General features: G+C 67.7%; 12 protein-coding genes, 2 tRNA genes and 1 pseudogene. 10 read left to right on the forward strand and 5 right to left on the reverse strand.

Annotated features, from left to right (window positions below; translation table 11 throughout):
- Nucleotides 1-3: 3 nt before the first annotated feature.
- The 4 genes and pseudogenes from OIE13_RS36440 to OIE13_RS36455 form a co-directional block, all read left to right on the forward strand.
- Nucleotides 4-93 (forward strand): annotated as a pseudogene (locus tag OIE13_RS36440) (enoyl-CoA hydratase/isomerase family protein); the annotation flags it as partial.
- Nucleotides 94-206: 113 nt separating this feature from the next.
- Nucleotides 207-413: a hypothetical protein gene (locus OIE13_RS36445; protein ID WP_326647133.1), complete on the forward strand. Its 207-nt coding sequence runs from the start codon at nt 207-209 to the stop codon at nt 411-413.
- Nucleotides 414-554: 141 nt separating this feature from the next.
- Nucleotides 555-1070: a M48 metallopeptidase family protein gene (locus OIE13_RS36450; protein WP_326644409.1), complete on the forward strand. Its 516-nt coding sequence runs from the start codon at nt 555-557 to the stop codon at nt 1068-1070.
- A 14-nt stretch (nt 1071-1084) separates the two neighbouring features.
- On the forward strand, nt 1085-1666 hold the full coding sequence (locus tag OIE13_RS36455; protein WP_326829364.1) for a hypothetical protein: 582 nt from the start codon (nt 1085-1087) through the stop codon (nt 1664-1666).
- Nucleotides 1667-1715: 49 nt separating this feature from the next.
- On the opposite strand, the gene OIE13_RS36460 is transcribed toward OIE13_RS36455, so the two are convergent.
- The 3 genes from OIE13_RS36460 to OIE13_RS36470 form a co-directional block, all read right to left on the reverse strand.
- Complete coding sequence (locus tag OIE13_RS36460) at nt 1716-2702, reverse strand: endonuclease/exonuclease/phosphatase family protein (protein WP_326644405.1); 987 nt, start codon at nt 2700-2702, stop codon at nt 1716-1718.
- Between the two features lie 404 nt (nt 2703-3106).
- Nucleotides 3107-3652 carry an NUDIX hydrolase gene (locus tag OIE13_RS36465; protein WP_326644404.1) on the reverse strand — a complete coding sequence of 182 codons (546 nt, stop codon included), beginning with the start codon at nt 3650-3652 and terminating at the stop codon, nt 3107-3109.
- Complete coding sequence (locus OIE13_RS36470; protein ID WP_326644402.1) at nt 3649-4947, reverse strand: zinc-dependent metalloprotease; 1299 nt, start codon at nt 4945-4947, stop codon at nt 3649-3651. The genes OIE13_RS36465 and OIE13_RS36470 overlap by 4 nt, the downstream gene beginning before the upstream one ends.
- A 79-nt stretch (nt 4948-5026) precedes the next feature.
- Between OIE13_RS36470 and OIE13_RS36475 the strand changes: the two genes are divergently transcribed.
- The 6 genes from OIE13_RS36475 (at nt 5027) to OIE13_RS36500 (ending at nt 11949) form a co-directional block, all read left to right on the forward strand.
- Nucleotides 5027-6100, forward strand: coding sequence for an NAD-dependent epimerase/dehydratase family protein (locus OIE13_RS36475; protein WP_326830337.1), 1074 nt, complete (start codon nt 5027-5029; stop codon nt 6098-6100).
- Nucleotides 6101-6546: 446 nt separating this feature from the next.
- Nucleotides 6547-6972: a molybdenum cofactor biosynthesis protein MoaE gene (locus OIE13_RS36480; protein WP_326644401.1), complete on the forward strand. Its 426-nt coding sequence runs from the start codon at nt 6547-6549 to the stop codon at nt 6970-6972.
- Nucleotides 6973-7055: 83 nt separating this feature from the next.
- Nucleotides 7056-8102, forward strand: a complete 1047-nt coding sequence (locus OIE13_RS36485; RefSeq protein WP_326644400.1) for a YlbL family protein — start codon at nt 7056-7058, stop codon at nt 8100-8102.
- Nucleotides 8103-8439: 337 nt separating this feature from the next.
- Nucleotides 8440-11361 carry a UPF0182 family membrane protein gene (locus tag OIE13_RS36490; RefSeq protein ID WP_326644398.1) on the forward strand — a complete coding sequence of 974 codons (2922 nt, stop codon included), beginning with the start codon at nt 8440-8442 and terminating at the stop codon, nt 11359-11361.
- A 75-nt stretch (nt 11362-11436) separates the two neighbouring features.
- A tRNA-Met gene (locus tag OIE13_RS36495) sits at nt 11437-11510 on the forward strand.
- Nucleotides 11511-11875: 365 nt separating this feature from the next.
- A tRNA-Met gene (locus OIE13_RS36500) sits at nt 11876-11949 on the forward strand.
- 178 nt (nt 11950-12127) lie between these two features.
- On the opposite strand, the gene OIE13_RS36505 is transcribed toward OIE13_RS36500, so the two are convergent.
- Both OIE13_RS36505 and OIE13_RS36510 read right to left on the reverse strand, forming a co-directional pair.
- Complete coding sequence (locus tag OIE13_RS36505; RefSeq protein ID WP_326644397.1) at nt 12128-12361, reverse strand: hypothetical protein; 234 nt, start codon at nt 12359-12361, stop codon at nt 12128-12130.
- Nucleotides 12362-12414: 53 nt separating this feature from the next.
- A complete protein-coding gene (locus tag OIE13_RS36510) occupies nt 12415-12825 on the reverse strand; it encodes a hypothetical protein (RefSeq protein ID WP_326644395.1) in 411 nt (136 codons plus the stop codon).
- Nucleotides 12826-13304: the final 479 nt, after the last annotated feature.

Here is a 13304-nt window from a genome sequence, read left to right on the forward strand (position 1 = left end):
GCGATGACCGACGCGATGACCGCCCGGTGGCGGCAGGCCGTCGCCGACCTCGCGACGGACCGCGACCTCCGGTGCGTGGTCGTCACCGGAGAGGGGAAGGCGTTCTGTTCCGGGGGAGACCTGTCCTGGCTTGAGGAGCGGCATGCCGAGGGCATCCCCGCCCTACGCGACCGGATGCTCGGCTTCTACCGGACCTGGCCGAGGTATTGGGCATCGCGTCGCGGATCGCCGCCAACGCGCCGGCCGCCACCCGGCTCACCAAGGTCGCCCTCGCGGGTGGCGGGCACGCCGATCTCGACGCCGCACTGCGCTGGGAGTCCCTCGCCCAGCCGGTCACCATGGCCTCCGACGACATGCTCGAAGGGTTGGCAGCCCAGAGAGAACAGCGGGTCCCGCGATTCGGCAACGCATGAGACAGCTGATATCCAGGTTAATTAGATAAGTTGTGACCACACTTGATCACTCTCGCCGAACAATCGGTGAACGGGGATTGACCAGCGGGAACGTGTTCTACCCCCTGGTGTGAATTCGCCATTCTCGGCTACCGTTCATATGTGCCCCCCGAGACAGTCGAGGTCCGCCGAAGTTCTCGCCGCCGGCGGACGGTTTCTGCGTACCGCGACGGCGAGAAAACGATCGTGCTCCTCCCCGCCGGTCTGAGTAGCACCGACGAGGAACAGTGGGTGCGCCGTATGCTCGACCGACTCGCGGCCAAGGAGCAGCGCAGGCGTCCCTCGGACGACGATCTCCTCGATCGAGCCGTCGAGCTGTCGGCTCGCTACCTGGGCGGGGAGGCCAAGCCGTCGAGCGTGCGCTGGGTGGAGAACCAGAAGCACCGCTGGGGCTCGTGCACCCCGGATCACGGAACCATCAGGATCTCCACGCGACTTCGGGGCATGCCCTCGTGGGTGGTGGACTATGTGATCATGCACGAACTCGTTCACCTGCTGGTGCCGAGTCACGGCTCGCGCTTCTGGGTGCTCGTGGAACGATATCCCAAGGCCGAGCGGGCACGGGGCTTCCTGGAGGGATTCTCCACGGCGGCCCACGGCTCGGCGGAGGAATGTTGACAGAAGATCGAGTGGTGGCCGTTCTCGTCACACCCTCCGCGGCGGACGCGGCCCCGCCGGGGATCGACGCCGCCGATTTCCTCAAGGCCGTCGCCGAGGACGCCTACGAACTCGTCGCCGGGCTCGACTTCGTCTCACCTGTCGTGGTGACGAGCGTCCCGGGCATGGAGGAGATCGTCTGGCCGGGCACCCCTGTCGTTGAGATCCCCGACCTCTCGGGGAGCGCCCTGGTCGAGGCCGCCTTCGCCGCCCTGCCCTATGGCGAGCAGGCGGTCCTGCTGAGCGCCGACGCGCCCGACCTGCCTCCGCTGCTCATCGGCAAGCTCTTTCGCGAACTCGGCCGGGCTCGGATCGCCGTCTGCCCTGCCGCGGGCGGCGGCGCGGTGGCACTGGCCGCCCACCTGCCCTACCCGGGCTGGGCCTCGGCGGGCTTCGACGACCTCGACCCGGTCAAGGCGCTCCGCTCCTCGGCGCCCGGTAGCCGTATGGTCGCCAGAGGTCCCGGCTGGCATCGCCTGCGCACTCCCGGCGACGTCCGCCTCCTCGACCCGGGCCTCGAAGGCTGGGACAACACCCGGGCGCTGCTCTCGGCCTGAGCCGCCCGAGCCGCCCCAGGTGCCCGGGTCGCCTCAAATACCCGGGTCGTCAGAGCGGGGGCAGGCGTAGGTCGGCGAAGACGGCCCGGTGGTCGGTGCCGGGAACGCTGTGCACGCTGACCGCGTTCACGCCCACCCGCCGGTCCACCACGACATGGTCGATCGTGATCAGCGCTGGGATGCGTCTGTTGACCGGCCAGGTCGGAGTCAGCCCCTCTCCGGCGCTGTCGGCCGCGTCCAGATAGCCACGGTCCAGAAAACGGCGCATGGCCGCGTGGTCGAGACTGGCGTTGAAATCGCCCGCGAGGATGCGGATCGTGTCGGGCGCGGCGGAGGGCAGGGCGTCCAGCGCCGCCGTCCAGTCGTACACCTGCCTGCCCAGTGGGGGGAAGGGGTGCACATCGACGATCTCGACGGGCTTGGCGCCGGGTATGGTCATCAGCGCGGCGGGCATGTTGTGCCCGATCGCCTCGAACAGGTTCTCCCTGGGGGTCAGCGGATACCGTGAGTACAGGCCGCTGCCGCCGGCGCTCCACTCCGGCTCCAGCACCCGGTACGGCATGATCTCGCCAAGACCGGCCGTCTCCAGCTTCTCGACCATTCCCGGGGTCAGTTCCTGAGTGCTCAGCACATCCGGGTTCAGCCGCCGGACCAGATCCATCACGGCGCCGGGCTCGGCATGCCCGAACAGCGTGTTGAGCGTCAGCACCCGCAGGGGCGTTCCCGTCACGGGGTCCCCGGAGCGAAAGGCCCTGGGGAGCACGCTGAGGCCGAGTGCCGCAGTGGTGATCAGCGCGACGGCCGTCGCAGCCCGGTTGCGGGTCAGCACGGACAGCAGCACCGGTACGAGCGAGGCGGCCGCCACGTACGGGGTGCCGGTCATGAGCTGGGTGGTCAGCGAGTCGCGTTCGAGTCCGGCCACCCGGGCCACCGCCCAGGCGGCGAACGGCGTCACCGCGGCCCAGGCGAGGGACTTGGGGATCCTCCAGCGCCGCGGCGGTGTCACGATCGCGCCCCTGGCGCTCCTGTCAGCCACGATGTCCACGCTCACAGTGCCCCGATCCGTTCCGTACGGCCTGACTGGGAACGAAGATATCCAGGCAGAGGTGAGACAAGCATAAAACGGTCCAACGCCCTCGGAAGACGGCCGGAAATCGACTGATTCGCCAGGACTCATGCGTTCCGGGAGCCACCGAGACAGGGAAGCTCTCGGTGGCTACCACGTCACCCGGTCACCCGGAGCCCGGCGGCGGTCACCGCCGAGCCGCACCGGGCGAGCGTCCGGAGCCGCGGAGCCGCGGAGCCCCGGAGCCGCGGCGGCCACCGAGCCGCAACGAGCCGATCCGTACGGGGCCGATCCGTACGGGGCCGATCCGTACGGGGCCGATCCGTACGGGGCCGATCCGTACGGGGCCGATCCGTACGGGGCCGAGCTCCCGGTCAGCCGGAGCGCAGGACCTCGCGGGCGCGGCGGGCCAGGCGACGGGTCGCCTCGTCGGAGAGTTCGGGGATCTCGTCCACGGGGAACCAGCGCAGGTCGAGCGACTCGGCGCTGATCACCGCCTCGACGTCCGCGGGGGCGACCGCGCCGTACTCCACGTCCAGATGACTGCTGTGCGGCGGGTGGCACCAGACCCGGTGCCGGTCGAGTGCCAGCGGGCCGGGCAGCAGCCGCAGGCCCGGAATGCCGGACTCCTCGGTGGCCTCACGCATCGCCACCGCCGCGAGGGAGACGTCGCCGCGCTCGCAGTGGCCGCCCATGGGCAGCCACATCCCGGCCTTGGGGTGCAGCGTCAACAGAACCCGCCGGCCGTCGTGGGAGAGCACCGCGGTCGTGGCCGTCAGGTGACCTGGGACGCACTCGCGCCACATCGCGTCAGCATGGGCGTGCAGGTGCTCCAGGAACTCCTTGCGGAGGATCTCCTCCTCCGCCGTGGGCGCGGTCCACCCCGTGAGCACGTCCCGCGCGTCGGCGCGCAGGCTCACGCGCCGCTCCCACCGGCATCGCCCTTGTCATCGTCCTCGCCAGGAGTGGCGGGAGGCTCACGCAGGGTCCCCTCCAGGGATGACAGGTCGAGTTCGGGCTCGCCCCGTACGAACCCCTCGGGGTTGTCGAGGTCATCGGCGGTGGGCATGAGATCGGGGTGGCTCCAGACCGCGTCGCGGCCGTCGATGCCACGGTCGGCTTCCAGCGCCTGCCACAGGGCGGCGGCCTCGCGCAGGCGGCGGGGCCGGAGTTCGAGGCCGACGAGCGTGGCGAAGGTCTGTTCCGCAGGGCCGCCGGTCGCCCTGCGGCGCCTCACGGTCTCCGCCAGTGCCGCCGCCGAGGGGAGCTTGCCGTCCGCGGCGCCGTCCACGACGGTGCCGACCCAGCCCTCGACGAGAGCGAGCATGGTCTCCAGCCGGGACAGGGCGGCCTTCTGCCGCTCGGTCTCCTCGGGCTTGAGCAGGTTGCCGCCGCTCAGCGCCTGCTGGAGCTGCTCGGGATTGTTGAGATCGAGCCCGCGGAGCTGCTCCTCCAGCGCGGAGGCGTCCACCGTGATGCCCCTGGCGTACTCCTCCACGGCTCCGAGCAGGTGCCCGCGCAACCACGGCACGTGCTGGAACAGCCGGTGGTGGGCCGCCTCGCGCAGGGCGAGATAGAGGCGGATCTCCTCGGCGGGGGTCTCCAGACCCTGGCTGAACGCCGAGATACCGCCGGGCAGCAGGGCGGCGTTGTCCGACAGCGGCAGGCCGATGTCGGTGGCGCCGACCACCTCCAGGGCGAGCGAGCCGATGGCCTGGCCGATCTGCTGGCCGACCATCATGCCGCCCATCTGCTTCATCATCCCCATCAGCGGCCCGGCCATGGCCTGTGCCTCCGGGGGCAGACCTGAGGCGCTGATCGTGCCGCTCATGGTCTCGACCATGCGGGCGGCGATCGGGTCACAGAGCTTCTGCCAGACGGGGACGGTCTTCTCGATCCATTCCGAACGGCTCCACGCCTGAGGGTTGCTCACCCCGCTCGGTAGGGAGGTGGCCTCATTGAGCCAAAGGTCGGCCAGGTTCAGGGCGTCGACGACCTGGCGTCGCTCGCCTTCCATGACACTGGGATCGCCCTCGGCGACCACAGCGTGCCGGGCGATGTTCTTCGCCATGTCCCAGTTGACGGGACCTGAGGTCGGCGGAGCGGAGAGCATGTCGGCGAACTGGCGCATTGCCGCTGCGATCTGCTCCGGGTCGCCGAACATGGCGAACGGATTGTCGTTGGGGTCGTTTTCCCGACCTGGCAAGTCAGTCACCGCTCTACCTCGTGCAGGATGGAGGAGTCCACATCCGCCACGTTATCCGTCGCATGGCGGGTCAGTGCAAAGTGAGGACCTGGTGCCTACCTCGAAACGCTCCCGGCCCCCTGTCGTCGCCGTCACCGGCGCCGCCTCGGGCCTAGGCCGTGCTTTCCTCGCGAAGGTCGCCTCGTCTGCGGATTTCCGCAGGGTTGTGGCCATCGACGAGCAGCGCGGCGATGTGCCCGATGTCACATGGCGGGTGCTCGATGTTCGAGATCCGCTCTTGGCGAACCGTATATCCGATATTGACGTACTCGTGCACCTGGCAGGTGACTACGCGCTCGACGCCGACCCCGCGGAGCGACGCGCCTACAACCTGCGTGCCGCCCAGACCGTGCTCACCGCCAGTGCCGCTGCCCGGGTGCGACGGGTCGTGCTGGTCACCAGCGCCATGGTGTACGGAGCCGTACCCGACAATCCCGTCCCGCTGCCTGAGGATTCCGAGGTCGCCGCAGAGCCCGATACGGGCATGGTCGGAGATCATCTGGAGATCGAGGCGCTGGCCCGGCGCTCCCTGCGCAGCCATCCCGGTCTCGGTGTGACCGTGGTCAGGCCAGCCGCCGTGGTCGGCCCCGGTGTCGACAGCGTGGTGACCCGGCACTTCGAGGCGCCCCGGCTGCTGACCGTCAAGGGTTGTAACCCTCGCTGGCAGTTCTGCCACGTGGACGATCTGGTCTCGGCCCTGGAGATGGCGGCGCTCGGCACGGTCTCCGGGGTGGTGGCCGTCGGCGGCGAGGGCTGGCTGGAGCAGGAGCAGGTGGAGGAGATCTCCGGACTGCGCCGGCTGGAACTGCCCGCCGGGCTGACCTTCGGAACCGCCCAGCGCCTGCATCGCCTCGGCATCACTCCGGCCCCGGCCACCGACCTGCACTACGTCGTCTACCCCTGGGTGGTCGACTGCGCGGCGCTGCGCAAGATCGGCTGGAAGCCGATGTGGACCAACGAGGCCGCGTTCGAGCAGCTTCTGGAGCTGCGTGGCGGCAGGCACGCCGTCGTGGGCCGCCGCCTGTCCGGCAAGGAGGCCACGCTCACCGCGGCCGGCGCCACCGTCGCCGTCCTCGGCACCGCGGCGATCGTCCGCGCCGCCCGCAAGAAGCGCCGTCCCTGACGGCCACCTGGGGGCCGAGCGAGCTTCCGAGGGGACGTGCCTGTGCCCATGCGTGAGGGACGACCCGTGAGGTCGCGCCGGGGACTGGACTGAGGAGAGCGGGGTCGTGAGGTACGAGCGACCTTGATCGACGAGGGAAGGAGCCGGGTCTCAGCGGCCGAGCCGCGACGCGTTGGCGTCGCCATTAGCCCGTGAGGTCGCGCCGGGGACTGGACTGAGGAGAGCGGGGTCGTGAGGTACGAGCGACCTTGATCGACGAGGGAAGGAGCCGGGTCTCAGCGGCCGAGCCGCGACGCGTTGGCGTCGCCATTAGCCCGTGAGGTCGCGCCGGGGACTGGACTGAGGAGAGCGGGGTCGTGAGGTACGAGCGACCTTGATCGACGAGGGAAGGAGCCGGGTCTCAGCGGCCGAGCCGCGACGCGTTGGCGTCGCCATAGACTCTGGACGTGGATGTCATCCGGTTGCTCGATATTCGCGACAGTGCGCTCTCCGTCGATGAGGTGCTCGCCGCCATCGGCGATCATGCCGCGGGCGGTACGACGGTCTTCGTCGGCACGGTGCGCGAACAGGATCACGGCAGGCCGGTCACGAGCCTGTCCTACTCGGCGCACCCGAGTGCCGAGGGCGAGTTGCGCCGGGTGGCCGAGAAGGTCGCCGCGGACTTCCCGGTGACCGCCCTGGCAGCCGTCCACCGGGTCGGCGACCTGAGGCTCGGCGACGTCGCGGTCGTCGTGGCGGTCGCCGCCCCCCACCGCGGTGAGGCGTTCGAGGCATCCAGAAGGCTGATCGACGACCTCAAGAGCCAGGTCCCCATCTGGAAGAACCAGTTTTTCACCGACGGTTCCTCCGAATGGGTGGGAGCCTGCGATTGATCCCGGGCGAGTGGTGTGCGCCCGTCGGCGCGGCGGCGTCCGGGTGCGGTTTCATGACCTGTCGTACGGCATAGGCTTTGTCCATGTCCCGACGAGCCCTGACCTTGATGGTGGCGGGCTTCCTCACGCTCATGCTCGCGCTGGTCGGCGCCGTGCTGCCGGTGCCGTACGTCGTGCTGAGCCCTGGGCCGACCGAGAACACCATCGGTGACGTCGACGGCAAACCGGTGATCAGCGTCGAGGGACACCAGACGTATCCGACCGACGGCAAGCTCAGTCTCGTCACCGTCGCGTACCAGGGCGGCCCCGGCACCAGGATCGATCTGTTCAGCGCGCTCAGGGGATGGATCGATCCCACCATCGCGGTCGTGCCCGAGGAGACGATCTTCCCTCCGGCGACCACCGCGAAGGAGGTCGAGGAACAGAACACCCAGGAGATGACGAACTCCCAGGACGACGCGACCGCGGCGGCGCTGACCGAGTTGAAGATTCCCTACAACTCGATCGTGACCGTGGGCTCCACGGAGAAGGGCCTGCCGGCCGATGGGAAGTTCAAGGTCGGGGACGAGATCGTGTCGGTGGACGGCACGCCCGTGGCCGATCGTGAGACCGTCGCCTCCGCTGTCCGCAAGCACAAACTGGGAGAAGAGGTCAGTTTCGTCATCAACAGGGGCGCCCAGAGCCTGACCGTCGCCGTCCCGACCGTCGCCGGTAAGGATGGAACGCCCATTGTGGGCATCACCATGCGGGTCGGGTACAAGTTCCCCTTCGAGGTCAAGATCAATGTTGGTGACGTCGGCGGGCCGAGCGCGGGGATGATGTTCTCCCTGGGCATCGTCGACAAGCTCACCCCGGGGGCGTTGACCGGCGGCAGGTCCGTCGCGGGGACCGGGACGATCACCGCGGAGGGTGATGTCGGCCCGATCGGCGGCATCCAGCAGAAGATGGTCGGCGCCAGGAGGTCAGGTGCGACGGTCTTCCTGACCCCGGCCGACAACTGCGCCGAGGCGGCCAGGGCAATCCCGGACGGACTCCGGCTGGTCAAGGTCGCGACACTGCGCGAGGCCGTTCAGGCGATCGACGCGATCCGTACCGGCTCGGGTTCCGTGCCGAGCTGCTCGACCGGCTGACGCCGGAACCGGGCCGGAGGTAGGCGCTGCGCCAGGGCGCACGGTGGACACGCCTGTGCCGGAGGAGTGGCTCCGCGAGCTCGATGGCAAGGTGGGGCGTGATGTCCGATTTGCAAAGAAAGTTGGATTTTCGGCCCTGGATCTCGTCACGGGGCACTCATCAGGACCCTCATGCGTTGCTACCGGTGGACCCGATACCAGTGGACGTTGTGGCCGGACCGTGCCCGAAAGGCTAAGCACGCCCCAACTCCCGCCAGTGTAGGTTTCCAGACACGGACCGTGCTCTTACGACAAGGGGTTGGCCTTGAGCTTCCGGACCCCCGGAGCCGGTAGGGCAATGCGCTTGCCCCGCCGGCCACGACTGCTACTTCCCGTCGCGATCACTTTGGTCGTGATAGTCGCGTTATTCTTCCTATTTGCCGGTATTTTTACCGATTACCTCTGGTACGACTCGGTCGACTACACCGCCGTCTTCTCCGGTGTGATCGTTACGCAGATCCTCCTGTTCATCGTCGGTGCGTTGCTGATGGTCGGCATCGTCGGCGGCAACATGCTGATGGCGTACCGCATGCGGCCGATGTTCGGCCCCGGGATGTTCGGTGGTGCCAGCGGCGCCGACCGGTATCGGATGGCCCTCGACCCGCACCGCAAGCTGATCTTCCTGATCGGCGCGGCGGTGCTCGGTCTGTTCGCGGGATCATCCCTCTCCGGTCAGTGGAAGACCTGGCTGGAGTTCGTCAACGCGACGCCGTTCGGCGAGACCGACGCGCTGTTCAAGATGGATCTCTCGTTCTTCATGTTCTCCTATCCGTTCATCCGGATGATGCTGAACTTCCTGTTCATCGCGGTGGTGCTGTCCGCACTGCTGTCGGTGATCGTGCACTACCTGTACGGCGGGTTCCGGCTCCAGTCGCCCGGCGTGCACGCCTCTCGCGGCGCCAGGGTGCATCTGTCACTGCTGCTCGGCATCTTCGTGCTGCTGAAGGCGATCGCCTACTGGGTCGACAGGTACGGGCTGGTCTTCTCCGACCGGGGCTTCCGGCACGGTGCCTCCTACACCGATGTCAACGCGGTGCTTCCCGCCAAGACCATCCTGGCGATCATCGCCCTGATCTGCGCCGTCCTGTTCTTCGCGGGGATCGTGCGGTCCGGCGGCATGCTGCCCGGCGTCGGCTTCGGTCTTCTGGTGCTCTCGGCCATCCTGATCGGCGGGGTCTACCCGGCCCTGGTCGAGCAGTTCCAGGTCAAGCCGAACCAGCAGGGCAAGGAGCAGGAGTACATCAAGCGCAACATCGACGCGACACGAAAAGCCTACGGCGTAGACAAAGCCGAGGTGATCGACTACACGGCTCAGGGTGACCCGAGCAAGGTCAACGTCACCGCGGACAGCTCCATCTCCGGCGTGCGCCTGCTCGACCCGAGCCTGGTCGCCAAGACCTACCAGCAGAAGCAGCGGATCCGCGGCTACTACGACTTCCATGAGCCGCTCGACGTCGACCGCTACCCCGACGCGGACGGCACGATCCGTGACACCATCGTCGCCGTGCGAGAGCTCACCGGGCCGCCGACGGAGCAGAACAACTGGATCAACCGGCACCTCGTCTACACCCACGGCAACGGTTTCGTGGCCGCGCCCGGTAACGAGGTCGACTCCGAGGGCCTGCCCAACTTCGACGCCAAGGACATGCCGGTCACCGGCTCCCTGGCGGAGCGGACGAAGCTCAAGGAATCGCGGATCTACTTCGGTGAGGCGCCCGCTTCGACCCAGTACGTCGTCGTCGGCGGCAGCGGGGAGAAGCAGCAGGAGCTCGACTACCCCGAGAGCGGCGGCACCGGCCAGAAGAACACCACCTACGACGGCAAGGGCGGGGTCCCTGTCGGCTCGTTCATCAACAGGATGCTCTACGCCGCCAAGTACGGCGAGATCAACCTGCTGCTCTCCGGTGACATCAACGCGAACTCCAAGATTCTTTACGCGCGCAACCCGCAGGAGCGCATCGCCAAGGTGGCGCCGTTCCTGAGCCTGGACGACAACCCCTACCCCGCTATCGTCAACGGCAGGGTGGTCTGGATCGCCGACGCCTACACCACGTCCAACGCCTACCCGTACTCCCAGAGCAAGAGCCTGGAGGCGATGACGCGGGACACCGTCACCGACCCGCGCCTGGTGGTGCCGCAGCCGCGTGACCAGATCAACTACATGCGCAACTCGGTGAAGGCCGTGGTCGACGCCTACGACGGCACCGTCAGCCTGTACGCGTGGGACGAGAAGGACCCCATCCTGCAGACCTGGCGCAAGGCCTTCCCCGGCATCATCAAGCCGCAAACGGAGATGGCGCCCGAGCTCAAGCAGCACCTGCGCTACCCGGAGGCGCTGTTCAAGGTCCAGCGTGATGTGCTCTCCCAATACCACATCTCCGACCCGAACGCCTTCTACAGCGGCCAGGACTTCTGGAACGTCCCGAACGACCCGTCGTCCGGCGACCGCGACACCAAGCAGCCGCCGTACTACCTGTCGGTCAAGATGCCGAAGACCTCGGCGCCCTCGTTCTCGCTGACGACCACGTTTGTGCCGCGCCAGGGGCCCAACCTGGCGGCGTTCATGGCCGTGGACGCCAACCCCGGACCGGACTACGGGAAGCTGCGCATCCTGCGCATGCCGTCCAATACCACGATTCCCGGGCCCGGCCAGGTGCAGAACAACTTCCAGAACAAGTTCTCCGGCGAGCTCAACCTGCTCGGACTCGGCCAGGCGAAGGTCCGTTACGGCAATCTGCTGACCCTGCCGTTCGCCGACGGCCTGGTCTACGTCGAACCGGTCTACGTGGAGATCGCGGCCGCCTCCGGCCAGGAGCCGTACCCGATCCTCCGCCGGGTCCTGGTGGCCTACGGCAGCAAGGTCGGTTCGGCCGACACGCTCAAGGGCGCGCTGGAGCAGGTCTTCGGCGGCACCCAGAGCGCTCCGCAGGGCGAGAACACGTCCGGTGCGGCAAAGCCTGAGGAGGCCAAGCCCGCCACCGAGCTGGCCAAGTCGATCGACGAGGTGCAGAAGGCGTACGACAAGGCGCAGAAGGCGCTCCAGGCGACCCCGCCGAACTGGACCGAGTACGGCACCGCCCAGAAGGAGCTTGAGACGGCGCTGGGCAAGCTGAAGGCCACCGCCGAGACAACGGGCGTCACCCCCAGCCCGGCACCCTCGGCGACACCGTCCGGCACACCGGTTCCGTCGGCGACACCGTCGCCCTCACCAAGTTCCTAGGAGACGACACAGGGGCCCAGCGCTACTCGATTCGCGTCCGCCTCCAAAGCCGGGTATGGTTCTTACATACACCGACGCGGGGTGGAGCAGCTCGGTAGCTCGCTGGGCTCATAACCCAGAGGTCGCAGGTTCAAATCCTGTCCCCGCTACAAAGGAAAGGCCCCGGTCGCCGGAAACGGCGACCGGGGCCTTCTGTGTTTCCCCCGGTTCCGTTGAACCGGGTACCGGGAGGCCGGCTGCGCAACCCCCGCGAGGCGGTCCACAGCGGCGTGAAGCGTTCACCCCTCATGCTCTGACGACCCGGCTCACGCGCGGGGTGGCCCGCGGGGGCGGCGGGTGAGGTCTGTCGATGCCTCCGGTCCTGGGCGCGCCGACATCATCATGGCCACGCTGACCTGGATGATCGCACCGTGGCAGGGCCATCCGTGAGTGGTGCGGCACGGGTACGTCAACCTGTGCTCCCGCGCCGATTTGCAGTCGGAGGGGAATACCGGATAGTGTTCCATCATACCGACGCGGGGTGGAGCAGCTCGGTAGCTCGCTGGGCTCATAACCCAGAGGTCGCAGGTTCAAATCCTGTCCCCGCTACAAAGGAAAGGCCCTGATCTCCTGGAGATCAGGGCCTCTCGTGTTATCCAACCGGTTGGGGCCTGCCCGGTGCCTCCACGATCGCTGGAGAGCATCCGAGCTCGATCCGGATGTGCCCTGTCGGTAGTCGGGCGACGAGCCCCGCTCCTTTCGGGCGGGGCTGTGGCTCATCCGGCTCTCAGGCTCTGAGCCTCTCCCGGCGATGCCGCGGGACGAAGCCAGGGTTGACCCGGCGAATCAGCAGGCTTGCCTTGTAGAGAGCCCAGCAGGTGAGGAAGGCCCCGAAGGAGACCTGCCCGATCCACGTCCACGCAGAGCTCTCGACGGCCGCGAACATCACTACACCGGTCCAGACAAAGCCGAAGACGCCCACGAGGGTCGCCGCAGCCCAATTCAGCCCTCGCTGCAACATGCCTGGAGTCTTACAGATCTTGGTTCAAGACCAGGTCAATGACGCGGAAGGCCTCACCGGGGGATGCTACGGCTCGTGCCGGCACACCTCCGCGCGCGAGCCCCACCGGTGTTCATCGGGGTCGCTCCGAGAGGATTCTCCTCAAGGTATGCCAGCAGTGCGGCCGCGGTGTGGGCATCTGCCAGGATCCGGTTCACCTCGTCCTCGGATGTCGGGAGCTGGCCACGCTTGGCGAGCTCGTCGGTGAGGAAGGTCAGCGGTTCCGGGTAGCCGGCCGCCTTCGCGGAGACCGTCGCTCGAGCCGCGGTGAGGAGACGCAGGTAGTAGGCGCGGAGGGTTGCCTCTCGCATGCGTGCGTCTTCAAGGTCGTTCAGCAGAGACCGGGCAACCCTCAGCAGATCACCTGGGCGATTGGCCTCCGCGTCGATGTGCGCGCGGATGTCGTCGAACTCCGAGCGGGTCATGGTGCTCACCTCCACGGCGGAGTCAGGATCCTGACCCTCGCGCCTACTTCGTATCCAGAGTCGATTGCGAATGGCTTGATGTCTGGTTGCGCACTTCGACTTCCTATGACTGTTTGGGACGCGCGAGCCCCGGGGATGGTTGGCAAGTTGTCTCTGTGACGTGAGAGTCCTGGTAGTGTTCTTCTCGCAGGGCAACGAGCCCCCGGATCCAGAACCTCCCGGGTGAGCGGAGTGCCTCGCAAAACCCTCTCGCTAACCTGATAAATCAGGCATGTCTGCATGAATTGGACGCTGGCCGGATGTTGGAGTAAGTTAGAGGGGTTGCCCTGGAAACAGGGTGGTCGCAATCCTAGCGGATTCGGCGGGTTGGGGTCGATGGTCGGAAAACCGGCAATTTGACACAAGCCCGGCAGATCCGATAAGATGGTGACACGGAATGGAACGCCCTGAAGTCTGGGACACCGCGAAGGCGGGTCCGC

Origin of the sequence: Streptosporangium sp. NBC_01810, assembly GCF_035917355.1 — a bacterium.
In the GTDB taxonomy this organism is placed as follows: domain Bacteria; phylum Actinomycetota; class Actinomycetes; order Streptosporangiales; family Streptosporangiaceae; genus Streptosporangium.